This is a genomic window from Streptomyces sp. NPDC004031 (genome assembly GCF_053604375.1).
Window position 1 is genome coordinate 1 of record NZ_JBSGHL010000062.1, and the last position, 26603, is coordinate 26603.

At 68.6% G+C, this 26603-nt stretch carries 18 protein-coding genes, 1 pseudogene and 1 CRISPR repeat array; of the genes and pseudogenes, 11 read left to right on the forward strand and 8 right to left on the reverse strand.

Annotated elements, in window-relative coordinates; translation table 11 throughout:
• Nucleotides 1–148: 148 nt before the first annotated feature.
• From ACWERV_RS30060 to ACWERV_RS30080, 5 genes are all read left to right on the forward strand, one after another.
• Nucleotides 149–907 (forward strand): hypothetical protein, encoded by a 759-nt coding sequence (locus tag ACWERV_RS30060; protein ID WP_452939001.1) that lies wholly within the window; start codon nucleotides 149–151, stop codon nucleotides 905–907.
• Nucleotides 908–1254: 347 nt separating this feature from the next.
• Complete coding sequence (locus ACWERV_RS30065; protein ID WP_452939004.1) at nucleotides 1255–3870, forward strand: hypothetical protein; 2616 nt, start codon at nucleotides 1255–1257, stop codon at nucleotides 3868–3870.
• A 357-nt stretch (nucleotides 3871–4227) separates the two neighbouring features.
• Nucleotides 4228–5736, forward strand: a complete 1509-nt coding sequence (locus ACWERV_RS30070) for an AAA family ATPase (protein WP_452939007.1) — start codon at nucleotides 4228–4230, stop codon at nucleotides 5734–5736.
• Complete coding sequence (locus ACWERV_RS30075) at nucleotides 5733–6587, forward strand: hypothetical protein (RefSeq protein WP_452939010.1); 855 nt, start codon at nucleotides 5733–5735, stop codon at nucleotides 6585–6587. The genes ACWERV_RS30070 and ACWERV_RS30075 overlap by 4 nt, the downstream gene beginning before the upstream one ends.
• Nucleotides 6588–6853: 266 nt before the next feature.
• Nucleotides 6854–7090 (forward strand): hypothetical protein, encoded by a 237-nt coding sequence (locus ACWERV_RS30080; protein ID WP_452939012.1) that lies wholly within the window; start codon nucleotides 6854–6856, stop codon nucleotides 7088–7090.
• An 897-nt stretch (nucleotides 7091–7987) separates the two neighbouring features.
• Nucleotides 7988–8811: direct repeats of the CRISPR family, unit length 29 nt; unit sequence GGGTCCATCCCCGCGGGCGCGGGGAGCAG.
• Between the two features lie 439 nt (nucleotides 8812–9250).
• Here the strand turns inward: ACWERV_RS30080 and ACWERV_RS30085 are convergent.
• Complete coding sequence (locus ACWERV_RS30085) at nucleotides 9251–10165, reverse strand: Shedu anti-phage system protein SduA domain-containing protein (protein ID WP_452939015.1); 915 nt, start codon at nucleotides 10163–10165, stop codon at nucleotides 9251–9253.
• Between the two features lie 348 nt (nucleotides 10166–10513).
• On the opposite strand from ACWERV_RS30085, the gene ACWERV_RS30090 reads away from it, so the two are divergent.
• Together ACWERV_RS30090 and ACWERV_RS30095 are read left to right on the forward strand one after the other, a co-directional pair.
• Nucleotides 10514–10783, forward strand: a complete 270-nt coding sequence (locus tag ACWERV_RS30090; RefSeq protein ID WP_452939018.1) for a type II toxin-antitoxin system prevent-host-death family antitoxin — start codon at nucleotides 10514–10516, stop codon at nucleotides 10781–10783.
• Nucleotides 10773–11231, forward strand: a complete 459-nt coding sequence (locus ACWERV_RS30095; RefSeq protein WP_452939019.1) for a PIN domain-containing protein — start codon at nucleotides 10773–10775, stop codon at nucleotides 11229–11231. The genes ACWERV_RS30090 and ACWERV_RS30095 overlap by 11 nt, the downstream gene beginning before the upstream one ends.
• A gap of 597 nt (nucleotides 11232–11828) precedes the next feature.
• Here ACWERV_RS30095 and ACWERV_RS30100 read toward each other — a convergent pair.
• A complete protein-coding gene (locus ACWERV_RS30100) occupies nucleotides 11829–12347 on the reverse strand; it encodes a hypothetical protein (RefSeq protein ID WP_452939022.1) in 519 nt (172 codons plus the stop codon).
• 342 nt (nucleotides 12348–12689) lie between these two features.
• Between ACWERV_RS30100 and ACWERV_RS30105 the strand changes: the two genes are divergently transcribed.
• Both ACWERV_RS30105 and ACWERV_RS30110 read left to right on the forward strand, forming a co-directional pair.
• Nucleotides 12690–12887 carry a cold-shock protein gene (locus ACWERV_RS30105; RefSeq protein ID WP_452939025.1) on the forward strand — a complete coding sequence of 66 codons (198 nt, stop codon included), beginning with the start codon at nucleotides 12690–12692 and terminating at the stop codon, nucleotides 12885–12887.
• 423 nt (nucleotides 12888–13310) lie between these two features.
• A pseudogene (locus tag ACWERV_RS30110) lies at nucleotides 13311–14252 on the forward strand (acyltransferase family protein); the annotation flags it as partial.
• 206 nt (nucleotides 14253–14458) lie between these two features.
• On the opposite strand, the gene ACWERV_RS30115 reads toward ACWERV_RS30110, so the two are convergent.
• From ACWERV_RS30115 to ACWERV_RS30140, 6 genes are all read right to left on the reverse strand, one after another.
• Entirely contained in the window at nucleotides 14459–16222 is a 1764-nt protein-coding gene (locus ACWERV_RS30115) for a thiamine pyrophosphate-dependent enzyme (protein WP_452939028.1), read from the reverse strand.
• Nucleotides 16223–16283: 61 nt separating this feature from the next.
• Nucleotides 16284–17867 carry an FMN-binding glutamate synthase family protein gene (locus ACWERV_RS30120; protein WP_452939031.1) on the reverse strand — a complete coding sequence of 528 codons (1584 nt, stop codon included), beginning with the start codon at nucleotides 17865–17867 and terminating at the stop codon, nucleotides 16284–16286.
• A 114-nt stretch (nucleotides 17868–17981) separates the two neighbouring features.
• Nucleotides 17982–18884, reverse strand: a complete 903-nt coding sequence (locus ACWERV_RS30125; protein WP_452939033.1) for a TIGR03619 family F420-dependent LLM class oxidoreductase — start codon at nucleotides 18882–18884, stop codon at nucleotides 17982–17984.
• A gap of 148 nt (nucleotides 18885–19032) precedes the next feature.
• On the reverse strand, nucleotides 19033–19224 hold the full coding sequence (locus tag ACWERV_RS30130; protein ID WP_398173973.1) for a CsbD family protein: 192 nt from the start codon (nucleotides 19222–19224) through the stop codon (nucleotides 19033–19035).
• A gap of 265 nt (nucleotides 19225–19489) precedes the next feature.
• A complete protein-coding gene (locus ACWERV_RS30135; protein WP_398173976.1) occupies nucleotides 19490–19660 on the reverse strand; it encodes a hydrophobic protein in 171 nt (56 codons plus the stop codon).
• A gap of 134 nt (nucleotides 19661–19794) precedes the next feature.
• Entirely contained in the window at nucleotides 19795–20583 is a 789-nt protein-coding gene (locus ACWERV_RS30140; RefSeq protein ID WP_452939037.1) for an SDR family NAD(P)-dependent oxidoreductase, read from the reverse strand.
• Nucleotides 20584–20793: 210 nt separating this feature from the next.
• Between ACWERV_RS30140 and ACWERV_RS30145 the strand changes: the two genes are divergently transcribed.
• A complete protein-coding gene (locus ACWERV_RS30145) occupies nucleotides 20794–23616 on the forward strand; it encodes an AAA family ATPase (RefSeq protein ID WP_452939040.1) in 2823 nt (940 codons plus the stop codon).
• Between the two features lie 67 nt (nucleotides 23617–23683).
• Nucleotides 23684–26542, forward strand: coding sequence for an AAA family ATPase (locus ACWERV_RS30150; RefSeq protein ID WP_452939042.1), 2859 nt, complete (start codon nucleotides 23684–23686; stop codon nucleotides 26540–26542).
• Nucleotides 26543–26603: the final 61 nt, after the last annotated feature.

Below are 26603 nucleotides of genomic sequence, written 5' to 3' on the forward strand. Positions count from 1 at the left end.
TCGATTTTGCGTCGACCCCAGGGGTGAAACGCATATAGTGCGAACATGACAGGCCCCTCATGAGACCCGCCGACGCCGATAACGCTGGAAAGCGCTCGCGACAAGGATGAGGGGCGTGGGGGTTCAGATGACGGGAGTTTGAACTGAGGTGACAGGGAACCATCAGCCAACGCGATTGCATGCGGATCAAGAAGCTCTTGAAAAGCGACTCGGAGAATTGCACCGTGACCTGGCAGAGCTATATCGGTTGTCCGTTTCCCTCCTGGCAACCGCCGCCAGCAACAAGGGTGCGCTCGTATTGTTGGCACATGCAGTGCGAGAAATCGTAAATAATTTGGCCCACCAACTCGGAGTAGCAGAAGGATTTTCATTCCCGCCTTCAGTGGACACCGCTACTCCGATGGGCGCACTGACAAAACTATGGACGGACGAGGGGCCTTCTTCTGGAAATTCATCAAAAAGTCATCGCGCTCACAGCACGACCGAGCTTTCCGAAGGCCACGATGAAACTATTCGGGAGACATCATCATTGAGGATCACCAAGGGAATCTATCAGGCCATAGAGATGGCCATTGCAGCTCATTCCAGTGCCACTGGGAACGCACGGCAACGCCAAGCATTCATCGCCATCGGTACGGCTACGCCACCGCATGATCCGACAGCAACACTGTTTGGCACTACTTACGACTTCTTCATGGGCTACGCGCATCTCGATCGAGCTAACGGCCACGACCTACCCACAGAGCATCATTTGCAAAATCAGTTCGCGAATTTCGAAGCCGTAGTATCCGCACGCCTCGGCGGCTTCTTCGAAATAATTGACGAGCTCACTGAAATAATCAATGTTGCTAACGCGAAGGTCCCCGACAGCGAGACACCTCCCCAGCGGAATGCGGACACAAAATGACAGCAAGCCAATCAGCTAACCCGGTAGCAACCTATACTATTCCTGACTCCACACTAGTAGATCGCGCATTGGCTCGCCTGGGAAATCTCCAGCATCGCCAAGTCTTCTACTCTAGGCTTGAAAACCCAAATTGGGTCCTTCCTCTAACCGGCAGAGGGGCGTTCATCGACGTACCAGACGCTTCGGTGGACAGCCAAGGTCGGGTACTTTTTACCCCGTGGCCCCAAGGAGAGTATCTGGCTCGGGTGGCTCCTATCATGTCAGGTGCTGTAAAACTTGCTCTGCAACCCGCACTCAACAGCAGTAGTCCGGTGGTCCAACGCCACGTGCTCGAAGCTGCCAGTCGCATGTCTGCAGATGACGCTGCTACCTTTGTGCCCACATTGTGCCGCTACCTTGACGAACCGTACCGAGAGTGGCTCGACGCAAAACATTTGGTGACCATCGTTCAAAAACTTGCAGAAGACGGTAATTTCAAGCGAGCCAAGAAGCTGGCTAACGCCATGTACCGACCACGATCGGTAGCGAGCCCATCATCTCAATCTAATGCGGCCACTGCACTGGACGCATACTGGTACTCAGAGAGCCTTCCTCTTGTGGTGAAGGCTCTAGAAAATGCTCCAAAGATGCTGGCCACCGTAGCGGTCTGGCTAGATATCTGGCTCAAGCTCAGTCCCCAAAAGGGTTCACTCACGTCTTTTTGGCGTCCGTCAATCGACATGCAAGAACGAGCCCACCATACAGACTCTGTGGGACATGCGCTTACCGATGCGGTACGCGATCTCGCACATCAGAGAATGGCTGCAGGAGAGTCAGTAATTGAAATCACCGAACAGCTCGAGAGAAGCCGTGAGGCGCTCTTTCTGCGTCTGTCGCTGAACACTATCGCCCGTTCGCTACGCAGCACGATAGGCGATCGCAACGCTGGAATGGGGGTCAGCGGTCGGCCCGCCGTGGACGCTGCAGTGCTGGAACTGGCCTGCAAGCGCCTCATCACCCCTGAGCTGCTCGCAGGAGACTACCGAACGGAATATATTTCGCTGGCCCAATCCATCCTACCACTTATTTCAACGTCGCAAATTATGCAGTGGGAGCACTTGGTTGCCAACCCGCCGCATATGACCGCCGAGCTGGTCGGGCGGATGCAAGGGCGCTCGGCTGGTGAGGTCACTACAGGAGAGATCTCCCGTCACGTTAAGCATTGGCAGTACAGGCTGCTGACCGGGATCGGCCGCGAAACACTTCCTCCCCAGTTGCACCAACTGCTTGACGATCTGATCACCGATCATGGTGAGCCGCAGAGTCCGAACGAACTTCCAGATCATAATGGATTCTTCATCGGGCCAACCAGTCCCCTGAGTGACGCTGACGTAGTGGCCCTGGATCCTCCGGATCTTTTGGCTTATTTGCAGTCATGGGAACCGGACCCAGCGAATCGACTACAATTCGGATTCCCCCCATCGGCCGAGGGACTGGCTCGAAGCGTGGCAAACGCCGTTGCCGCAAAATCTCGGGAGTATGCACATCACGCCAGTGAATTTACTAGCTTGCGGAGCACTTACATCGGCGCTGTCTTGGCGGGCTTCGAGCAGGCGATTACTCACAAGCACCGGTTTCCCTGGCAACCAGTACTCTCTCTCATTTCTTACGCAGCCACACAACCTGATGAACCCTGCGACTACTCCGATGATTTTACGGATGGCACGCTGTGGCGAAATGTTCAGCGGCAGGCTGCACGCCTCATCCAAATTGGAATCGAGGCGGAGAGTGTGCTGGCCATTCCTCCCGCGCTGTACGAAATGGCGTGGAATTCTTTGGAACCCATGACTCGTAGCGCATACCCAAGCGCACGGCACGAAGAGAGGTACGAAGCAGCCGCCGATGATGCTCTAACCTTGTCACTTAACGCAACTCGACCTATCGCGCTTCGCGCAGCAATTCGTCTTCTCTCGGCGTATTTCAGGCTATCAAAGGATCCAGAAAGTAGCACTAGTTCCTCTCCAACACCGGCACGGATCCTGGCGGCGTTGGACGAACATGCCGGACCAGCATCCGACATGAGCATCACTGTGGCCGCTGTGTTCGGGGAAGGTTTGGGAAATCTACTGAATTCGGCACCCGTGTGGACAAAGATGCGGCTCGAACGCATTCTTGGTCAACCGAATGACCTCGGCGAAAACCCGACACAGCAGCGGTGGTTTGCTACCGCCTGGGCCGTTATGCTTATCGGATACCGTCCGTCGCGCGGGCTTTACGATCCTCTCAAGCCATGGTTTAGCGCACAGGTCAAACGGCTAACCTCTGAGTCGACCGAAATCACCTCAGTTGCAGTAGCCGGCGCAAGGTCATCACGGCAGAGCCTGGCCGACCACATACTCATGCTCTACGTGACGGGCCAGCTTGACGGCAGCCTGCAGAACGAAACACTTATTGATCTATTCGCCTCGGGCGACAGTATTCTTCTACGCGATGCTCTAGGGCATTTGGGATTCCAGCTGTACCACACGGTGGAGAAGCCTCCTGAGACTGTGCTGGCACGCTTCCGGGCGCTCTGGGATTTGCGTTCCCATGAGGTGTCGACCGGGAGGGCCGACCAACTGGAGCTTCTAGACTTTCACTGGTGGGTGGCCTCCGGGCATTTCGATGCCACTTGGTGGCTGCCGCAGTTGGCAATCGTAGCCCGTGACCCTGAGTTCATGCCGAGGTCCATGATCGGCAAGCCTCTCGCCCTGGCTGCTCCTGACCATGCGCAGTCCGTGCTGGACATCTTCGTGACGCTCCGAGCCGCTGGTCAACAGCCTTTCCGTAACCATGACCTGCTCGAACACGCGCCAGCCATCCTCAAGCCCGCCTTGGAGTCCAGCCAGGAGTACCTCGCAAGGAGAGCACTCGCTGTGGCCGAACAACTAGGCAGTGATGGCTACTTGGATCTCATGGACCGGATTCGCGCCCTCCCTGATTGATTACCGACTGGGACGGCGCAGGCCGGCAGCCTCGTGGTTTGAGCCGGGGCACGCCGGCTCCAAACCACTACCTCTTACGTGCCCTGAGCCAATTCTCCTGCCGCACTGGGATGACGGTTGAGTCAGCCAAATTTGCGCGGCTCCCGCACCTCCGCAACGATGCCTTGGGCCAAATGGTCTGGTGCGGGATCAAGACTAGTTGGACACGTCTAACCCTCACGTCCCTCTGGCCCCATCTGTCGCCCGGACCTCATGTAGAGGTATCCGTGAGACGAGCGTGGAGCGACGACTACAATCTGGTAATCGTTACCGAGAGGACTCCAGCTCGTGGGTCTTGGGGGCATCATGCGGTTTATCGTGGTGGAGCGGCTGCAGGAACTGCCTGCTGGCTACAGCGGAGCCTACCTGGTTCCGGATAACTGGAATGACTATGGTTTCGTGACGCTGTACAAGCTGAGCATTAAGCATCCCGGGAGAGGTTCGAAGTCCATCGGTGGTGTCCGAATCGGTCATCTCGAGATGGGGTCAGGCCGGCATGACGAATTTTTTCGTACTGAAGAGCGTCTGCCGCGACGGTTCGATTCGCTCGACGAGAACTACTTCACTCTAGGCCTTGATGACACATACTACGAGTCGCTGAGCACGCTGAGTACTCATGACAGAATCAGTATTCTGACGGCGCTGCGGGATATGGCTTACGACTACAGCCCGGATTTTGTGGAACGCGTCAGGGGCCTGCGAGTCTTCACGGACTCTCTGATGCGCGACGTCCGCCATCCAGGCGCGGAGCTGGAGCGCCTACACCTTATTGCTCGCGGTCGCGATCGGGTCGTTGACTTCCAGTGGGAGTACGTGCCTCCCATGATTGAGGGTTCAGGGCATGAACCACCCACGCTGACGTTCCGTGCCAGTCCCGGTTCGCTGCCACCGAGCAATGTGCATGCTTTGATCGGCCGCAACGGTGTGGGCAAGACCAGCATGATGCGTGTGATGGCTGACGGGGTGGCGTCGGGGAGTATCGAGGTCACTCAGTTCGCCGCCCGGACAGCCCAGGTCACACCGAACGTGGTGCTCGTTTCTTTCAGTGCCTTCGATGAGCTACTCCACCGCCCAGACGCTCCCCAGGGGTTTGCCTACATCGGGCTTCGGGACGGTGAGGAGCCGCAGCGTCTGAAGACGAGCGAAGACCTGTCAGCAGAATTCGCCGATAGTCTCGCCACGGCCCGAATCGGCTCCCGCCGTCACCGGTGGGAGCAGGCTCTGGCCACGCTCAGTTATCCTGAGTCCGGTTTCTTGGATGACTACGCAGGCGATATCCAAGATCTGTTGTCCGAGGGATCGGACCGCCGGTTCAAAGCCGAAGCGGTACGGCTCTTTGCTCCGCTGAGCTCTGGCCACAAGATCGCGTTGTTGGCCTTGACGCGTCTGGCTCAGGAGGTGACCGAGCGCACGGTCGTCTTCATGGACGAACCTGAAGCACACCTGCAGCCACCCCTGTTGTCGGCATTCATCCGTGCGCTGTCCGCCTTCCTGTCCGACGTCAACGGGATGGCGGTCGTAGCCACACACTCACCGGTTGTCCTCCAGGAGGTTCCGAAGTCGTGCGTTTACAAGCTGCGTCGCTATGGCAGCGTCTTGACGGCCGAGCGGCCGCTGACGGAAACCTACGGTGAGAACGTCAGTGCTCTCACTCACGAGGTCTTCGGCCTGGAGTCCACCGCCACCGGTTTCTACGCGGCCCTGGCTAAGGAGGTCGACGAGGGACGCAGTTACCAGGAGATCCTGACAGACTTCGAATCCTTAGGAAGCGAAGCTCGCGGCCTGCTGCGTGTCCTCACCTCCCGGCGGGACGGGAGAGCCTCGTGATTCCGCTCGATCCTCCCGCGATGACTGTCAAAGAGACCCTGACCGCTGCGTGCATGAAGCTGCAGAACTCCGTTTTGAAGATACGGCTCCTGGCCCGCGAAAGAGACTTGTCCGCAGCCGAGAATATCTATATTGACGCTGCCGAGAACAACGACCTCTACACGATCGCCACCACCGCGCAAAAAGCAGAGCGTCTACTGCCAGACCGCGATGGGGAACACCTGAGGACTCTCTACAGTACGGGGCTCGTCGGGCGTAAGGACGGCAGGCTGAAGTACGACGAACTCAAGGCCCGTGCGCCGTTCGGGCGCTGCCTGCTGTGCGGCAACAGTGAGATCGGCTCGCTTGACCATCACCTGCCCAAAGACTCGCTCCCGCTCTACACGATCTGTCCTGTCAATCTGGTGCCGGCATGCGGCAAGTGCAACGTGATGAAAGGCGACAGGATCGGTGCCACCGCCGGCCAGCGCACCCTCCATCCCTACTACGACCGCCCTGGCGATAACGGACGCTTTCTTTTCGCCGACATAACGGGCTGGCCCGCGCGGTTCCGCATCCACGCCCTGCCCGATTGGGACGCTGAACTGCGTGCGCGCGTCGAGTACCACTTCCACACGTTCAAGCTGGCACAGCGTTATGCCGAGTTTTGCGTATCTGTGGTGACCGGGAACCAGTGGCTGCACCAGAAGATCCGCCGCGAGAGCGGTGTGCCAGCCCTGACTGCGCACCTACGAGAGGACGCCGAGCAACACGCCCGCACCCACGGCCTCAATGTGTGGGACACAGCTCTGCGCTACGGACTGGCCGAGAGTACCTGGTACGTCAACCAGGGGGTTCTCGAAAGCCCCTGACCGTGCCTCCCCCGGTTCGTGCATGAGGGCAAGCCGCTGGTGACCTGGCATACGCTCAAGCTCAACAGCGATGGCTACGAGAAGGCCCGCCGCCAGCCCCTGGGTGGCGTGGACCGGCGCACCAGCCTGTACATGGATCCACGACGGCGACATGGCCCGCTGAGCGGGATCGGAACCGACGGCCGTGAGTGGGAAGCCGTGCTCCACTCGGACGCGGATGCCGCGCTCATGGTCGAAGATCCGGAGGTTATGGACGACATGAGCGTGTGGTCAAGCAGCCTGAGTTTGCTGAGGCGCAGCGGCGCATACGCTCGGAGCTCGACGCGGAGGTGCCGAAGGTAGCTGCGGGCGCCATCGCCTGGGCCGCTTCAGCCGGTGCTGCGGTGCCGGTCCGGCAGAAGCGAATCGATGAGGTCCTGCGTTCGAAGGAGCTCTTCGCGGAGGAACTCCTCTTCAACCTGCTGGACGCGCTGGGCTTTCCAGCGGCCTCCGAGCCCCTCTGAACCGTAGTAGCGGCAGCCGCCCCACGCCGATGGAAGCAGTCGGTCAAAGCTCCTCGAGACGAAGCCACACCACATCCGCACCACGCACAGCGGTACAACGCGGGCAACCACGGTCATCATCGGCGTCGGCACGGTGGGCACTTCAGGACATCACGTGCCGCTGACCAGTACAGATGCCGACGAGGCCCCTGTGATTCCCAAGCTCAGAGCGCGGGTTCGATTCCCGTCATCCGCTCCATTGTTAAGCCCCAGGTCACGGACTTGGGGCTTGTTTGTTGTCCAGACCAATTCGAGGGTCGCGTGCCATATCCGTGCCATTGAGCGGCGAATTGCGCGACTTGAATGCGCCGGATGACCGCGACTGACCGCCGGACACCGAGGCTCTCTCGAATAACGAGACGCATTTCCAGTGAGGTGCGTCACAGATAATTGCGAACTCTATCCCCATTTACCCTTATACGTCCCCCTGAAGCGATACCAAAGTCCCGGGTGAGAGCGGGCGCACCGCCCACCGACCCCCAGGTCGACGGGCCGTGCCACTGCCGTGCCATAGCGGACCGTTTCGTCACCCCTCCGCTACCGGCCCGGAGTCAACGGGACCAGTGCGGTTGGACTGTCTTGCGGGCTGAACCTGTCTGTGCGCCGAAGGCGTCTGGCACCGATCGGGACTTCCCCGCTCGAACGATCGCCGACCAGGCCGCACCGCTCTCCTCTGACTGCGCGCGAGCAGTCAAGTTCGCGTCCCTCGTGCGTTGGCGCCCGGCAGCCGAATCGCCATGGGCCTTTTACCGCGGTCGCGAGGAGCAGTCCTCGGGCATTTCTGCCGTGCCTGGTACCGGGTTCGTCCCATGGGCGCGGGGAGCAGCATCTGGGATCGCAGCTCCTCGATGACGTGCAGGGTCCATCCCCGCGGGCGCGGGGAGCAGGCGTTCCTCGGCGCCGTCGTCGTCAGCACCCCGGGTCCATCCCCGCGGGCGCGGGGAGCAGGCGCACTTCCGACCGCCGGGCGGCTCGATGCCGGGTCCATCCCCGCGGGCGCGGGGAGCAGCCCGGCGCCGACCCGTACCTGGTGCTGGACGCGGGTCCATCCCCGCGGGCGCGGGGAGCAGAGCGTCATGTCCAGCGCGTAGGCGTTGTTCGAGGGTCCATCCCCGCGGGCGCGGGGAGCAGTCCCCAATCGCCATGCTCATAGGATGCCTCCCCGGGGTCCATCCCCGCGGGCGCGGGGAGCAGGACGACGAAGCCGTCTTCGGCGAGCATGGCCCGGGTCCATCCCCGCGGGCGCGGGGAGCAGGGACATGCCCAGCCCGCGGAGCTGGATGATCAGGGTCCATCCCCGCGGGCGCGGGGAGCAGATGCTGGTACGCGCGGACCTCGTACCCGTGCTGGGTCCATCCCCGCGGGCGCGGGGAGCAGGCGAGAGCGGCGAGGTCGGTGAAGGCGCCGACGGGTCCATCCCCGCGGGCGCGGGGAGCAGGGCCGAAGCCAGGTTCTACGCCAGCGGCTGGCGGGTCCATCCCCGCGGGCGCGGGGAGCAGTCGGTTGCCGGGCTCCGCCACGGAGCCCTGAGGGGTCCATCCCCGCGGGCGCGGGGAGCAGGACAGACCGGTGACCGCGGGCACGGTCGCGCTGGGTCCATCCCCGCGGGCGCGGGGAGCAGGCAACCAGCGGGCTACCTAGGGACGATGAGTTTGGTCCATCCCCGCGGGCGCGGGGAGCAGTCTGACTGACCTGCGAGTTTGCTACCGGGTGGACCCGCATGGAACCAACTTCAGAGAAAGCGACAAAAAGGACATTCCGTCCGCGGCATCATCACCCACGTCCCCAACGAACACAGTACGGCCGCCACATGGAACGCCAGGTGACGACCGCCCAGATGGCCACAGCGCTCACGCTGGCGCTACCCGCACCACTTCCGCACCAGCTCCAGCGGCACGCCGCGGACAGCCACGGCCCGACACGGGCACGCGGACGCGAGGCCCCGGACAGACCGCGAGCCGCTGAACAGCAGGTACCTCGACAGAACCCCCGTGATTCCCAAGCTCAGAGCGCGGGTTCGATTCCCGTCATCCGCTCTTTAATTAAGCCCCAGGTCATAGACTTGGGGCTTTTGCTTTTCGAAATTCACCGTCCGAATACGGTTCCGCCAGAGGGCGGAGACTAGGCCGAATCGGGGGTACCCAGCGAACGCTCGGCGTTGTCGACCAGCTCCTTGTAAGTGAGCACCTCGACGCGATTTACGTGGGTGTTCAAGGTGCGAAGTGCTTCGTTGATCGACTCCTCCGGCACTGAGGGTTGGACCAAAGGGTGTCCGATCAGCACCATCGCACTTGCCCGGCGTGTTTCGATGCCGAGTTCCTCGCGCAGGCGGTGACGATTCTCGTCCAGGCCGACCAGGTAATTCACCGCCTGACCAACGGCGTTGTGCACCTGCGCGGTGGGCACCCATGATCCGCGGTACTTCTTCACCAGTGGGCCGCCCAGGCTCGCGGCGCGTTTCAACTCGACTACGTGCAGCGCTCCGTCGCCGCGGATCAGAGGAATGTCGACCTCGTCCCCGGACACCAGCCGGCGGTGGGCCGCCTCCCCCACAAAGCGCCCACCGAAGATCCAGTGCTGCCCCTCCAGGGCTCGCTGAAGCGCGTGCTCGGTGACCGTGGTGTCATCGACAACCTTGCGCAAGACCTCCAGGCCGGCAGCCCGTCGCTGCAACTCCGCTGCCCTGAAGACCGTCTGCCCCTGCGCGTCGGCAGCCAGAAGAGCGATTGCTTCAGGCGAGGTGACGATACGGCGGGCGGCCTCTTCCAGGTCCTCGATGTCCACCCGTTCGCGGAGGACACGTTCCAGCCACACGGCGATCTCGGCCCTTCCCCGGAGAAGGCGATACCGCCCAGGCCGGTCCTCCGGCGCCTCAAGGAACCGCGCGTCCTCCGCGAGCGAGCTGAAGTATGCGATCAGATCGTGTACTCCCGCCTGAGGGTTCGCGTCCGCGTACTCGCGGCTCGCCTCTGCGGCAAACCCGAATCCGGTCCGCAGCAAGTTTCCGACACCCTTTTGCAGGTTTGTGTTGCGCACGCCGTCCTGGAACAGTCGGTCCCTCGGCGTACTCCAAGGAGTCTTGAACCAGTCGGACGACCTGCCATTCGCCGACGTCCGCTGCGTGTCGGCGGACTGCCTCCAGCATCTGGACAAGAGTCTTTCCGCCCCTGCGGTGACTCCTACTTCCGCTGTTCATATGCCGCCTCGCTGACACGAGAGCCGCTTTCACGTCCGGATGCACGGCCGCATCCAGCACACGCCCGAGATGCACATCCAAGGTGACGTCTGATCTGACGCTCATGCGGAAGAGTCTGGCCGAGGGGTCCGACAGGGCCGCCGCGAGCGGCAGGAGCACATGGTGCCACCAGGTGCTACCCTGGGCCAATGTCAGCGCAACCGGAGATCACACAGCGCGATCTGCGCAGCCGATCCAAAGAGATCATGGATGCCGTCCAGAGCGGACAGTCGTTCACCGTCACCCGGGACGGACACCAGATCGGGGAGCTGGTCCCGCTGCGCCGCCGTCGGCGGTTCGTTCCGCGTTCCGAATTCGCCGCCATGTCCCGCACCGCTTCGGACGTTTCACTGGAGGCGTTCAGGGCCGACCAGGCCGCCACGGCCGAGCAGGAAACGGACGACCCCTATGCCCGCTGAGTACGCGCAGGGCCTGCTCGACACCAACATCGTCATCCTGCGCAAATGGCTCGACCCGGCCGAGCTTCCGGAGGAGGTGGCGATCAGCGCCATCACTCTCGCCGAGTTGTCCGCAGGCCTCCACGAGGTGCGCCGGAACGAAGAGCAGAGCGACTACGACGAGCACGCCGAACGCGGGCGGCGCCTGGACATCCTGCAACGCGCCGAGAGCGCGTTCGACCCCATCCCGTTCGACGCCGACGCCGCTCGGATCTACGGCCGGGTCTGCGCAGCCGTCATCGGCACCGGCCGCAAACCACGGCGCCGGGTCGCCGACCTCATGATCGCCGCCATCGCCATCGCCGAAGAGCTGCCCCTCTTCACCACCAACCCCGACGACTACAAGGGCCTCGACAGCCTGCTCACCGTCGTCCCCGTCACCCGGCCCACCGTCTTGCACGACCGGTAAGGCACCGCCGTCGCACCACATCCGCACCATGTACGGCAGTACCGTGCGGTCCGCCACGGACATCAATGGCGGTGGACACATGGACGTTTCGGGATCCGAGCGTGCAGCCGGCCAGCCCGGATTCCGACAAGCCCCCTGTGATTCCCAAGCTCAGAGCGCGGGTTCGATTCCCGTCATCCGCTCCAGAGAAAAGGCTCAGGTCGAAGACCTGGGCCTTTTATTGTTGTCCCGACCAATTCCCCAGTCGCGCGCCAGGGGGCGTGCGAACCGAGTGGTCGTCACGCCCCGGCGCTGATGCAGGATTCCTCGCGCAACTCGCGCTGCGCGCACTCCTCGGACGTCTCCGTCCTCCGTAGGCGTCGCCGGGGGGCGTGGGGGCGTGGGCGGCCGGGAGGTTCGTGGCGTCGACGACGACCGTCCGGGCTGTCGGTCGCGGTCAGATAAGCAGCGGGGAGCGGTGGGCGGCGGTGACTCGGCAGACGTGACGGCGGGAAGTGACGGCCCCGCGGCACAGCCGGCGGAGGGACTCGGCCGTGACCGGACCGCCATCGCTCCCCAGCGCGGATCAGCAGTGCGAACTGATCCGCGGCATGGAGGTCATGCCGACTGCCACTTGACCATCGCGTCGCCGGCGTCCGCGGCACCGGCGTAGAACTGTCGGAGCCTCGCCAGGTCCGTGCTCACCTCATGAGCCCAGCCGGCATCCCACGGACTCAATCCACGCGCATCCATCATCTGGACAAGGGCTTCGTCCATGTCCCGCATGCGCTTGTCGATGTCTACGTCCCTGAGGAATCGCGCGACAGCGAGTACTTCGCTCGGGTCATGCACGGTCACAAGCGTCCCTGTGAAGCCGTACTCGGGATCGTCGTACCCTTCCTGACGCACCTGCCCACCGTAGACGGGCAGGTGGCCGATGCCTTCGGTGGTACGGCCGGCCGTCAGCACGAAGTCGATCATGTCAGCGGTGCCCGAAACCCCCATGATCAGACCGGCACTGCGCAGAGGATCGAAATTCGGATGGCCCCGGTGCGGCACCATCTCGGCCAGCTGACTCGCTGTCGCTGCATCCACCGACCGGCTGGAGAGCCGCCGCCAGTAGTACTCAACGCTCACTTGCGCTCCCTGCGTCACGCTTCTCGTACGGGCGCCCAGCGCCAACTGCGGGAAGCGTAGGCCCGGCCACCGACAGCGCGGGCGCCGACGGCTCTGGGGGTGCTCCTTCGCCGGGCGGGCGCGGACACGAGGCCGTGTGCGACTGCCCCCGCAGGACGAGGACAGGACCGGCCCGGTGCACGTCGAGGGCCCGGCCGGAAATGATCGTCTCTGCCGAGAGTGGCGCGGTCCGTCCGCCCAAGTCACGACATACGGGGTTCGGAAGGCGTGCCGCTGGGCAGGAATTCGCTGCCGCGCCCACCACGGGCGTGGTGGGCTTTGACCACACAGTGGGGGGACGTCATGCCGACAGGGATCGTCGAGAATTACAATGCGGTGGCGCAGACCGGGACAATCGCGCCGACCGACGGGACGCCGGCCGTCCACTTCGTGGCCGCGATGATCGCGTTCGGAACTGTTTTGTACGACGAAGCACGTGTGGAATACGACCTGGTCGCGACCGCCGCGGGACCACAGCCGCACAATATCCGGCTGTTCTGAGGGGCGTCGCAGGAGGCATCGGGCCCCGGGCCGGTCGGCCCGGGACCCGATGGCCGCTGGCCGCTGGCCGAACATCGCCGATCCCGGTCGGGCTGTCCGGTCGGAGAGCAGGCGCGGCCCTGCCGCCACCGGCAGGGTCTGCTGCCGATATGAGGATCGGGCGTTGCTGTGCTTCCAGGAGAAGTGCGGGAACAAAAGCCTCATAAGGTGCGCGGGGCTCGAACGCGGGGGCGAAGGGGCCCGCGAGCGGGGCGGGGTGCACCGTTACACTCTCGCGAGACCGCGACGCACGCGATCAGTCCGACGAGAGTGACCGATGTCATGAATCAGCCGACGGCTGCTGCCCCGCGCGCCCGGGTCGGTCGCCTCGACTCGCTCACCGGACTGCGGTGGTGGGCGGCCTTCGCCGTCTTCGCCCACCACATGACCAATCTGGCGCCGCTGCCGGTCTATGACGTGGTCGGTTACGGCAAGTACGGGGTGACGCTCTTCTTCGTGCTCTCCGGATTCGTCCTGACCTGGTCGGCGCGGCCGGGCGTCACCGCGCCCACCTTCTACTGGCGGCGTTTCGCCCGGATCTACCCCGCGCATTTCGTGGCCCTGCTGTTCGCGATCCCCGTCTTCTACAGCTACAGCCCCGACCCGGCCCAGGCCTGGGTCAAGCCCGTCAGCGTCGGGACCCTTCTGCTGTCCGTCCCGCTCATTCAGGGCTGGTGGCGCGATCCGGTCCTGATGTATTCGGGGAATCCGGCAGCCTGGACGCTGACCTGCGAATTCTTCTTCTACGCTCTGTTCCCGGTCGTGCATCGCGTGTTCGCACGGCTGAGGGTGCGCGGGGCGCTGGTGGCGATGTCCCTCGCTTTCGCGGCGGCTTTCCTTTACCGCGTCTACGTGTGGTTCCACCCGCATTCCTGGGCGGCGGAGGTGCCGCTGCCGATGGTACGGCTCAGTGAGTTCGTCATCGGGATCGCGATCGCGCGGGCGATGCTCTCCGGCTGGCGTGTGCGCGTGGCCCCTGTCTGGGTTTTCCTGGGCGCCGCCGCGTTCGTCGGCTGGCTGGTCACCACCGCGGACCGGCCGGCCGGAAACACCCTTGCCGCCTTCGTGCGGGTCACGAAGGACGAGTGGATCATCTTCTTCTGCGCCGCGATGATCGCCACGATCGCCTGGCGCGATCTCGCGGGCAAGCGCTCGTCGCTGCGCCGGCGTCCTCTCGTCCTCCTCGGCGAGTGGTCGTACGCGTTCTACCTCGTCCACGCGACCTTCGTCTACATCGCCTGTGACACGTTCGGGAGGAAGGCGGTGAGTTGGTCCAACCTGACGTGGTACCCGGTCCTTCTCGTCGTCTCGCTGGCCGGTGCCGCGGCGCTGCACTACGGCGTGGAACGCCCGATGGAGCGACGGCTGCGTACGTGGTGGGAGTCCCGGAGACCGCCCGTGCGGGAGCGTCAGCCGGTGGGGGCGCTGCACTGATCGCCCCGTGCGCCCGGGAGCGGTGCGAGGTGACGCGGTTCCCGCGGCGTACGACGACGGCCCCGCGGCAAGGCGGGGCCGTCTCGGGGGGCGGGGGCTCAGGCCGGTGAGGAGTCGTCGCCGTGGCTGCGGACGATCTCCTTCAGCTTGGCGACGGCGAAGCCCCAGCCCTGCTGGACGGTGGGCTTGGCGGGGACGGCGATCTCGTCGGGGTTGGTGAGGACGTCGAGGAGGACGGGGCCGGGGGTGGTCAGGGCGGTGCGGACGGCGTCGTCGAGGTCGGCGGGGTCGGTGACGCGGATGCCGGTGAGGCCGAGGGCTGTCGCGACGGCGGCGAAGTCGGGGTTGTCCAGCACGGTGCCGAACTCCGGGAGGCCCGACTGCTCCTGTTCCAGCTTGACCATGCCCAGCCTGCGGTTGTCGAAGACGACCAGCGTGACCGGCAGGTCGTACGTCCTGAGCGTCATCAGGTCACCGAGCAGCATGCTCAGGCCACCGTCGCCGCAGAAGGCCACGACCTGGCGGTCACGGTCCAGCATCTGCGCGCCCAGGGCGTGCGGCATGGCGTTGGCCATGGAGCCGAGGTTGTACGAGCCGAGTAGCCGGCGGGTGCCGCGCATCTCGACGAAGCGGGACAGCCAGACGGTCGCCATGCCGGTGTCGGAGGTGAAGACGGCGTCCTCGGCGGCGTGCCGGTCGACCGCGGCGGCCAGGGCCTCGGGGCGGATGCCGTGCTCGTGGTTGTCCAGCGCGGAGCGGACCCGGCCGATGAGGCCCTTGTCGTGGTCGGGGGCGGCCAGTCTGGCCTGCCCCTCGCGCCAGGACGCGAAGTGCGCGACCGCCTTCTCCAGGTGCCCGCGGTCACGGCCCTGCCCGTCACCGGGCGGCGTCGCGGACAGCTCGGCCAGCAGATCCCGGACGGTCGCGCCGACGTCTCCGACCAGGCCGATCTCGACGGGGACCCGGCGGCCGATGTGGGTCGGTTCGGTGTCCACCTGGACGACGGTCGTGTCCTCGGGGTACCAGTCGCGGTAGGGGAAGTCGGTGCCGAGCAGCAGCAGGGTGTCGGCCTCCTGGAGGCCGGCCGCGGCGGCGGGGTTGCCGATCAGGCCGGTCTGGCCGATCTGGAAGGGGTTGTCGCCCTCGAAGCCCTCCTTGGCCTTCAGGGTGAGGACCATGGGCGCCGCGAGCCGTTCGGCGAGGGCCAGGACCTGGTCGCGGGCGTCCCGGGCGCCGCGGCCGACGAGCAGGGTGACGCGCTCGGACCGGTCGAGCAGGGCGGCCGCGGCGCGGACGGCGTCGGCGTCGGGGCGGGTCGTGGGCGTGGTGAGCGAGAACCGGGTCCGCCGGTCCGCCTCCAGTTCCTTGTCCCCGAGGTCGCCGGGGACGGAGAGCACGGCGACGCCCTTGCGCCCGAGCGCGGTGCGGACCGCGGTCTCCAGCAGTTGCGGCAGCTGCTCCGGGGAGGTCACGGTGGCGCGGAAGACGGCGACGTCGGCGAACAGGGCGTCGTTGTCGACCTCCTGGAAGTAGTCGCTGCCCAGCTCGGGCAGCGGCACCTGGCCCGCGATGGCCAGCACCGGAGTGCGGCTCTTGGCCGCGTCGTAGAGGCCGTTGAGCAGGTGCACCGAGCCGGGACCGACCGTCCCCATGCAGACCCCGAGTCCCCCGGTGAGCTGGGACTGCGCGCTCGCGGCGAACGCCGCCGCCTCCTCGTGCCGGCAGCCCACCCACTCCACGCCGTCGGTGGTGCGGATCGCGTCGGTCAGCGGGTTCAGGGCGTCGCCGACCACCCCGAAGACCTGGCCGACGCCGAGTTCGGCCAGGGCGTCCACGATGACACGGGCAACGGTACGGGTCACGGTTCCTCCAGCTCAGGGGCAGGACGTACGGGTCTCAGCGATCTCAGCGGGCTCAGGCGGGCTAGACGGTGAAGCGGTCGGGATCGGCGGCGGACCAGTCGGCCGCCCACGAGGCGGGCGGCTCGGCCCGCAACTGGCCCGGCGACAGCCACTCGTACAGTTCGTCGTAGGAGCGGACCGTGTACGGGTCGATCCGCCGCCGCAGCATGTGCGGGCGCAACTGCGCCGGGTCGGTCACACCCATGGACGCCATGATCTGGAGGGCGCTGGCCACCGTCGCCTCCTGGAGCCGCTGCACGCGGGCGGACTTGTCGCCGACGTCGAGGGCTCGGGCGCGGCGCGGATCCTGGGTGGTGACGCCGGTCGGGCACGTGTTGGTGTGGCACCGCTGCGCCTGGATGCAGCCGACGGCGAACATCATCGCGCGCGCGGCGTTCCCGTAGTCCGCGCCCTGGACCATGCGCTTGACGAGGTCGCTGCCGGTGGCGATCTTGCCGCTCGCGCCGATCCGGACGCGGTCGCGCAGACCCGCGCCGACGAGGGCGTTGTGCACGGTGATCAGGCCCTCGGTGAGGGGCGTGCCGACATGGTCGGCGAACTCCAGCGGCGCCGCGCCCGTACCGCCCTCGGCGCCGTCGACGATGATGAAGTCGGGTGTGGTGTCCTCCTCGATCATCGCCTTGCAGACCGCCAGGAACTGGCTGCGCGAGCCGACGCACAGCTTGAAGCCGGCCGGCTTCCCGCCCGCCAGCTCCCGCATCCGGGCGATGAAGCGCACCAGTTCGCGGGGTGTGCCGAACACCCGGTGGTAGGGCGGCGACACGACGGTCCGCCCCTGCGGGACGTCCCGTACGCGGGCGATCTCCGCGTTCACCTTCGGGCCGGGCAGCACCCCGCCGATACCGGGCTTGGCGCCCTGCGACAGCTTCAGCGAGACGCATTTGACGCTGTCGTGCGCGGCCTTGTCCGCGAACTCGCCGGGGTCGAAGTCCCCGTCGCCGGTACGGCAGCCGAAGTAGCCGGTGCCGATCTCCCAGACGATGTCGCCGCCGTGCCGCAGGTGGTACTCCGACAGGCCGCCCTCCCCGGTGTCGTGCGCGAAGCCGCCACCCGCGGCGCCCTTGTTCAGGGCCAGGACCGCCTGCGCGGACAGCGAGCCGAAGCTCATCGCGGACACGTTGAGCAGCGCCATGTCGTACGGCTGGGTGCACTCCGCGCCGCCGATGCGCACCCGCGGCGGCGTGTCGGGCACCGGCCGCGGCGCCATCGACGGGACGAGGAACTCGTGGCCCGGACGGTAGACGTCGCGTTCGGTGCCGTAGGGCTCCTCGGCGTCGGTGCCCTTGGCGCGCTCGTAGACGATGCTCCGGGTGTCGCGGTCGAACGGCCGGCCGTCGAAGTTGCGCTCCACGAAGTACTGCTGAAGCTCCGGACGGATCTTCTCCAGCAGGAAGCGGGCGTGGCCGATCACCGGGTAGTTGCGCAGCACCGAGTGGCGCCGTTGGAGCAGGTCGTACGTGCCCAGCAGCCCGAGGAGGGCGAGCGGCACCGCGGCCGCCCACCACCAGGCCGAGGTGCCCAGGGCCGCGACGACCGCCGTCGCAGCCAGGAGAAGGGTCAGGACCACCGCACCGAATCTCGTCACCTCAGGCGCCTGTCCGCGGAACGCGTCCGCACGCCCGCCCGCTGCGTCAAGCTCTGGTCATGGCCGTGGGCGCAGACGTGGCCGTGGCCGTGGCCGTCGCCGTCACCACGGCCGTCAGCTCTCGTGGAAGCTGTCGAGGATCTCGGACGCGCGCCGGAGCGCCTGGTCCACGCTCTCGTCGCTGTAGGTCGTGTCGACCATCACGTGGTCGATGCCGGTGCCCTCCCGCACGCTCTTGATGGCCGTGGACACCTCGTCCGAGGACGTGCCGGCGGCGATGTTGACGCGCAGGATGCTGTCCACGGCCGCGGGGGCGCGCCCCGCCTCGCGTGCCGCTGCGTCGACGACGGCCCGCTGACGGTTGAGGCCGTCGATGTCGAGCCGGCTCGGGACGACGCAGAACGGCAGCCATCCGTCGGCGCGTTCGCCGACGCGCCGCAGCGCACGCTCCGAACTGCCGCCCAGGTAGAGGGGCGGGCGGGGCGCGCGGGCGGGCTTGAGCGGCGCATGGTGCAGGGGGACGGACAGCAGGGTTCCCTCGTAGGCGGCGGGGTCCTTCGTCCAGATCGCTTCGAGGGCGTCGAGGAGTTCGTCGAGCCGGGCGCCGCGCCGGGTGAAGTCCAGGCCGGCGGCCTCGTACTCCTCCGGTGACCAGCCCACGCCGAAGCCCGGCAGCAGGCGGCCGCCGCTGATCAGGTCGACCGTCGTCAGCGAACGGGCCAGCTGGACCGGCGGGTAGAGCGGAGCCACCAGCACATGCGTGCCGAGGGCGACATGGCGGGTGGCGCTCGCCGCCACGCCCAGCAGCACGAAGGGGTCGGCCGCCGGGTTCAGCTCCGCGGGAATGGTGTTCCCCCGGCCCCCGTAGCCGATCCGCGGGTGGACCGCGGCGAGGTTGCGGTCGCCCACCCACAGGCTGGCGCCGCCCCTCGACTCGATCTCCCGCGCGAACTGCGCCACCCGCGCGACCTCGAAGGCCTGCCGGTGGAACTGCGGCAGTGCGAATCCGATCTTCACCGTGTCCTCCGCCTCCCCGTCTCCCGCACGTCGCACCCGGGCGGCGGCCCCGCCGCCCGAGGGTGCGGGGCCCGGGACCGTGCGGTCCCGGGCCCCGCGGCCACACGGCCCCGCGGCCACCTGGCCGCACGGCCCCACGGTGCCGCAGTCAGTGCTTGCGGTGGAAGACGTCCTTCACGGCGTCCTTGATCTTCTCCACGCCCTCACGCGCGTCACCCTTGGCCTGGTCACCACGGCCTTCGGCTTCCAGGCTCTCGTTGCCGACCGCCCTGCCGACGGTCTCCTTGACCTCACCCTTGGCCTGGTCGGTCCTGGCTTCGAACTTGTCGCCGGCGTCCATCGAAGGCTCCTTGACTCGATTCGATTCTCCGGCCGTTTCCGGGGGCCGACCGTGCGGAAAAGCGGCCGGATTCCGCGGAAACAGCTGGTGATTCCGATCGCCGGGAGGAAACCTCCCGGCAGTGAACTCCTGTCCCGGAAATGCCCCGTCATCCCTCTTCGGCCGGACCGGTTTCACTACACCGGACGGGCTCGGGCACGCACGCGGGCGGGCGCCATCCGTCATCGGATGGCGCCCGCGCCCGTAGTGCGACCTGCTGCTTCGCCTACCAGCGGTACCAGCGGTTCCGGCCTCCGCCGGAGTGCGTGCCCCGCATGACGAAACCGAGCGCCCACACGACGAGGACGACCACCGCGACCCACCACAGAAGATGCAGGGCGAATCCCCCACCGAACAGAAGAAGCGCCAGCAGAAGAACAACGAGCAACGGTCCCATGATTATCAACCTCCAAGGAACCGGCTTCCCTGCTTTGCACATGCCATGCATCGCCCCGCACGAATCCGTTCCGGAAAGGGGTGTCCGGGTGCCGGGCCCCTCCGGTCGCGGGTTCGCGGGTCACCGCCCGCCGGTCACCAGGTGGGGACGAAGCCGCCGTCGATCGTGAGGTCGCTGCCGGTGATGTTCCGCGCCTGGTCCCCGAGCAGGTGGAGCACCAGGGCGGCGACCTCCTCCGGGCGGGTGAAGCGGCCCGAGGGGATCGCCGCGGTGGCCTCGGCGACCACGTCGTCGGGCGAGCCGCCGGCGGTGTGCGAGACGGTGGCGGCGACACCGCCCTTGCCCAGCCACAGGTCGGTCTCCACCGGTCCCGGGCTCACCGTGTTCACCCGGACGCCGCGCGGGCCGACCTCCTTGGAGAGCGCCTTGCTGAAGGCGGCGAGCGCGGCCTTGCCCGCGCTGTAGTCGATGACCAGCGGGTCGGGGAGCCGCGCGTTGACGGACGCCACGGTGACGACGGCCCCGTCGCCCGCCCGCAGCATCGCGGGCAGCACCGCCCGGGTGACCCGTACGGCGCTCAGCAGGTTGAGGTCGAGCGAGCGCTGCCAGTCCTCGTCCGTCACGGACAGGAAGCCCCCGGTGCGTACCGGCGCCACCCCCACGTTGTTGACCAGGGCGTACACCTCGTCGCCCGCCGCCTCGGCGAGCCGCACCGCGTCCTGCGGCCTGCCGAGGTCGGCCTCCACCCAGGTCACGCCGCCCGTCTCGACCAGCGCGCCCAGCTCGGCCGTCCGGGTACGCGACCCGGCCACCACCCGCGCCCCGGCCCCCGCCAGGGCGGTGGTGACGGCGAGCCCGATGCCCTTGCTCGCCCCGGTCACGATCGCGGTCCGGCCGTGCAGCGCCCCACGTGCTGTGTCCATAGTCCGACAGCCTCCACTCGCCGCCCCGGCCCTGCAACAGGACACCGGGAGGGCCGGTGACCGTACACCCCGGCGGCGGACGCGGCGGTTCCGCTCCGCGCGGCCGCCCACGCGCCGTCAGCGCGGTCCGGTGGGGGCGGTCGCCAGTAGAGTTGGCGTGCTCGCACCGGGCGCCACCTGCATCGATACGCCGTACCGGGAGACTCGACCATGAGCGTGGCAGGCAGCGCGGCGGACCGGGCGGCGGACGGGCTGTTCGTCGGGCGCGGCGGGGAGTCGGGGCGGCTCGCGGCGTGCGTGGCCGAGGTGCGCGGGGGCGAGGCGTGGCTGGCGGTCGTCGAGGGCGAGGCGGGGATCGGCAAGACCGCTCTCGTACGCCACGTGGTGGCCCCGCTGGGGGACTTCACGGTGCTGTGGGCGACGGGCGATCCGTCGGAGACCGACCTTCCCGGCGGTGTTCTCGGCCAACTCCTGCGGCGGGCGGGGCCTGAGGCGGCGTCGCAGTTCCCGCTGCTGGCCGGGGCGAGCGCGCCCGGGGTGTCGGCCCACGCCCTCGGCGGTCAGTTGCTGCTGCTGCTCGGCGCGTTGCAGGAGTCCCGTGGTCCGGTGGCGGTCGTCGTGGACGACGTCCACTGGGCCGATCCGCTGTCCTTGCAGGTGCTGGGGTTCGTCCTGCGCAGGCTCTGGGCGGACCGGGTGCTGACCGTGCTGCTGACCCGGCGGGACGCGGAGGACACCGTCGGGACGCTCGACCGGCTGGTCCGGTCCCTGGACCGGGCGGTGCGGATCGGCCTCGGCGGACTCGGCGAGGACGACGTGGAGCGGATGGTCCGCCGGATGCTCGGTGCGGGTCCGACGCCGGGCCTGGTCGGGCGGCTGCACGGCTACACGAAGGGCCACCCGCTCTACCTGCGGACGGTCCTGGCCGAGGTGCCGGCCCGGACGCTGCGGGACGAGACGGCGGAGCGGTGGCCGGTGCCGCGCACGCTCCGGGTGGGGATCACGGCCCTGCTGGACCGGCTGCCGCCGGATTCCGTGGCCCTGGTCGAGGCGATGGCGGTGCTGGACGCCCGGCTTCCGCTCGCGACCGTCGCGCAGGTCGCCGCGCTGCCCGACCCGGCCCTCGCGCTCAGACCGGCGCTGGCGGCGGGCCTGGCGCGGTGGTGGCCGGCCGAGTCCCAGACCCCGGTCGCCCTGGTGCACGGCCTCCAGCGGGACGCCGTCCACGACGCGATGGACCCCGAACGCCGCCGCGCCCTGCATGCCGCCGCCGCGGGTGTGGCCGGGACGGGCGCGGCCTGGGCGCACCGGGTCGCCGCGGCCGCGGGCGCCGATCCCGCGCTGGCCGCCGAGCTGGAGCGGTCCGCGCACGCCGAGGCGGCCGCGGGCCGCAACGCGCTGGCGGCCACGCGTCTGCTGTGGGCCTCGTCGCTGTCCGACGGCCGCGCGGACAGGGAGCGGCGCCTGGTGGCGGCCTGCGCCCAGTCGCTGCTCACCCTGCAACCGGTCGCGGCCGTGAGGCTGCGGGCGCAGGTCGAGGACTGCGCGCCGAGCACCCCGCGCAGTTGTGTCCTCGGCGTCATGGACCTGCTGGACGGCCGGTTCGCCGCGGCCGAGGCCCGGCTCCGCGAGGCCTGGCAGGAGGCCCTGCACGACCCGGAGGCGGGCTGGGTCGCGGTCCTGGCGGGGACGTTCCTGGCCGTCATCATGATCCGGCACTCCCGTGGCGCGGAGGCGGTGGACGTCGCCGGGAAGACGCTGGCCGCGGGCGATCTCGACCCCGCCACGTCCGATCTCACCCGCGCGATGCTGGCGACCGGCCGGATGTGGGACCAGGGGCCGCGGGCCGCGCTGCCGGACGTGGCGCACCTTCCCGCCGAGGCCGACGCGGCGGCCGACCACCAGCTCGCGACGCTGGCCACGCGCGGGGTGCTGCACCTGTTCCTGGGCAGGCTCCCCGCGGCGCACGCCGATCTGGCGACGGTGGCGCGTCGCGACCAGCAGGGCGCCGGGTCGAAGCTCAGCCACCAGTCGCTCTCGCTGCTGGCGATCGCGGAATACCTGTCGGGCGACTGGAACGCCGGGGAGTCGGCGACGGACCGGGCGCTGGCGATCGCCGCGGCCCAGGACCATGTGCTCGGCGACGCCGCCGCCTGGTTCGCGGCGGTGTGCGTGAACGCCGGGCGGGGGCAGTGGGACACCGCCCAGGAGCACATCGACGGCATGCTGCGGATCACCGAGGCGCTGGGGTCGCCGCCGACCGAGACCGTCTACGCGGCGCTGGCCCAGGCGATGCTGGCGCACGCCCGCGCCGACCACGCCGGTGTGCTGCGGTCGCTGGAGCCGCTGATCGACCGCGCGGGCGGCAGCGGTGACGGGCGGATCCGCCTGCGGTTCAAGCCCTTCTGGCTGTGGCAGCAGTCGCTGCTGGTGGAGGCGCTGACCGGGACCGGGCAGCCGGCGGCCGCCGCCCTCGCGCTGGCCGACTTCCGGCGGGAGTACGACGGGACGGGCTACCTGCGGGTCGTCCTGGCCCGGCTCGACGCGCAACTCGCCCAGGCCCAGGGCCGTCCGCGCGACGCACTGGCGATCTACGCGCGGGCGGTCGCGGAACTGCCGGACGAGGGCGCCGACGCCGCGCCGCTGTTCCGCGCGATGCTGGAGCACGGCTACGGCAGGCTCCTCGTCGCGACGAGTTCCGGCTCCCGGCGCGAGGCCGCGCGGTGGTTCAAGTCGGCCCACGACCGGTTCGGCGCGCTGCGGGCCGTACCGTTCGTGGAGCGCTGCGACGCCGACCTGGCGGCGATCGGGCTCACCGCTCCCGCGCGGGCCCGCAGCCGGGTGCTGGACCTCACCGAACGGGAGCTGTCGGTGGCGCACCTCATCGCGGGCGGCCGGACGAACAGGGAGGCGGCGGCGGAGCTCTACGTCACCCAGAAGACCGTGGAATACCACCTGTCGAACATCTACGCCAAGCTGGGCATATCGTCGCGCCGCCGGCTGAGGGGGGCGCTGGGGGACCGGCAGCCGTAGCCGCGCCGGTCAGGGACTAGGGTCCGACCCCAGGGACCCCCGGGCGCACGGGTGTTTGCCTGGGGAGATGGCGGCACACCCCCCGTACCCCGCGGTCTCCTCACACCCACCGCACTCCCCGCACCCCCCGGCCTCCGCGCATCCCCGGACCTCCCCGTCTTCCCCCGGCGGAACCGGCACCCGCCGGATCCCGCTCACCGGGCGGCACGAAGAGCTGCGGGTCCTCGGCGACCTGACGGCCGGGGTCCGCGACGGCATGAGCGCGGCGCTGGTCCTCGTCGGCGAGGCCGGGATCGGCAAGACCAGGCTGCTCGACCACCTGGCCGAGACGTCGGCGGACCTGCGGGTCGTCCGCACCGCCGGGGCCGAGGCGGAGTCCCGGCTCGGCTTCGCCGCCCTGCACCGCCTGCTGCGCCCACTGCTGGGCCGGCTCGACGCGCTGCCGGCACCGCAGCACCTGGCCCTCGCCTCGGCGTTCGGCCTGCTCGCCGGGCCGCCCGCCGACCGGTACCTCGTCGGCATGGCGGCCCTGTCGCTGCTGGCCGACGCCGCCACGGAGCGGCCGCTGCTGTGCCTGATCGACGATGTGCAGTGGCTGGACCGCGAGTCGCGCGACGCCCTGGCGTTCGTCGGCCGCCGGCTCGGCGCCGAGGCCGTCGGTCTCGTCGCCGCCGCCCGCGACGAACTCGCCGGATCCGGTGGGTTCGACGACGGGTTCGCCGCGCTGCCGGTCCGCGGCCTGGCCGACGCCGACGCGCACACGCTGCTCGGGCAGAACGTCACCGGACGGCTCAACGCGGGGGTGGCGGCGCGCATCGTCGCCGGTACCGGCGGGAATCCCCTGGCACTGATCGAGAGCGCCGACGCGCTCAGCCCGGCCCAGCTGGCGGGGACCGCCCTGCTGCGCGAGCCGCTCCCGGTCGGGGCGCGGCTGGAGAACCACTTCGGGCAGCTGGTCCGGGGCCTGCCCGACGAGACGCGCGCCTTCCTGGTGCTGCTGTCGGCCGCGCCGCCGGAGGACGCGCTGCTCCTGTGGCGCGCCGCCGGGGAACTGGGGATGCCCGCCACGGCGGCGGACGCGGCGGTGGCGGCGGGCGTGCTCACCCCCGGCCACGGCTTCGCGTTCCGGCACCCGCTCATCCGCTCGGCGGTGTACCGCGGCGCCGATGCGGCGCAGCGGCGCCGGGCGCACGCGGCGCTCGCCGCCGTCAGCGATCCGGTCCACCACCTCGAACGCCGGGCCTGGCACCGCGCGGAGGCGACCGTCGGGCTCGACGACGAGGTGGCCGACGAGGTCGAGGCGGCCTCGGAACTGGCCGGGGCGCGGGGCGGCTACGCCGCGCAGGCCGCGTTCCTGGCACGTGCGGCGCAACTGTCGGTGACCGGGCGGGCGGTCCGGCTCGTCGAGGCGGCCAGGGCGCATCTGGTCCTCGGGGACCCGGCCACGACCCGGGCCATGCTGGAGCAGGCCGAGCCGCTGCTCGCCTCCGGCGACCCGGTGCTGCGGGCCCGCGCCCTGCACACCAGGGCGACGACCGACATCTACTTCGAGCGGTTCGGCGGGGTGCTCAAGCAGTTGCTGGGCGCCGCCGGCACGGTCGCGGGAACGGATCCGGCCCTGGCCCGGTCGATGCTGGAGGAAGGACTCGTCGCGGCACTGTTCTGCGGCGGCGGCAGCGTGCCACGCCAGGAGTTCGGCGCGGCGGTCCTGGCCTCCCCCGCCGTGCGGTCGGTGCGGCCGGCCTGCGCCGACCTCTTCCTGCGCGGCTTCGCCCTGCGGATGGGCGGCGACCACGTGGCGGCGGTGCCCGTGCTGCGGGCGGCGCTCGCGGCCGTGCACCGGGACGGGGAGACGTTCGAGCACGGCGTGCGCCGGGCGACGCTCGCCCTCTACGCCGCCGACGAGGTCTGGGACGACGTCCGCGGCGCTGAGGCCGCCCGGCTCGTCGAGGCGCACGAACGCCGTATCGGCGCGCTGGGGGCGCTGCCCTCGACGCTGGTGGTCCGGTCCACCTGGGACATACGGGCCGGGCGGTTCACCGAGGCCACGGCCTGCCTGGACGAGGCCGAGAACCTCGCGGCCGTCATCGGGCAGCCGGCGGGCCCGCCCTTCCGGGTCGAACTGCTGGCGTGGAGCGGCCAGGAGGCGCGGGCCCGGGAGGCCGCGGACGTCCTGGTCCGCGACCTGGCGACCCGGCACGCGCACGGCGGCCTCGGCGACTGGGCGCGCAACTGCCTGGCGGTGCTGGAACTCAGCCTCGGCCGCTACGCGCAGGCCGCCGCCTGCGCGCGGCCGGCCTTCGCCGACGACAACCCCGGAGCCGTCGCCCGGGTGCTGCCGGACCTGGTGGAGGCCTCGGTGCGCTGCGGCGACCACGGCACGGCGAAGGAGGCGCTGCGCCGCCTGGAGGAGCGGGCGCCGCTGGCCGGAACGCCGTGGGCGCTGGGGCTGCTGGCCCGCTGCCGCGCGCTGACGGCTGGCCCCGGCCGGGCGGAGGCCTGCTTCGCCGAGTCGGTCGCCCTGCTCGGCCGCACGCGGGTGCGGACGGATCTGGCGCGGACGCACCTGCTCTACGGGGAGTGGCTGCGCCGGTGCCGGCGCCGGGCCGACGCCGCGGCCCAACTGCGTACCGCGCACGAGATGTTCGCGGGGATGGGGGCGGCCGCCTTCGCCGAACGCGCACGGCTCGAGCTGCTGGCCACCGGCGAGCGCGTGCGGAAGCGGACCGTCTCCACCGAGCACGATCTGACGCCGCAGGAACGGCGGATCGCCCGGCTGGCCGCCGACGGCGCGACGAACGCCGAGATCGCGGCCGGGCTGTTCATCACCCGCTCGACCGTCGAGTACCACCTCAACAAGATCTTCCGGAAGCTGGACCTCACCTCCCGGCGGCAGTTGCGCTCGGTGCTGAGCGCCGAGGCCTGAACACCCCGCGGGGGGCGGCCCGGTGGCCGGGCGGTGGCCCGCGCGCGTCGCCGTCGCCCGG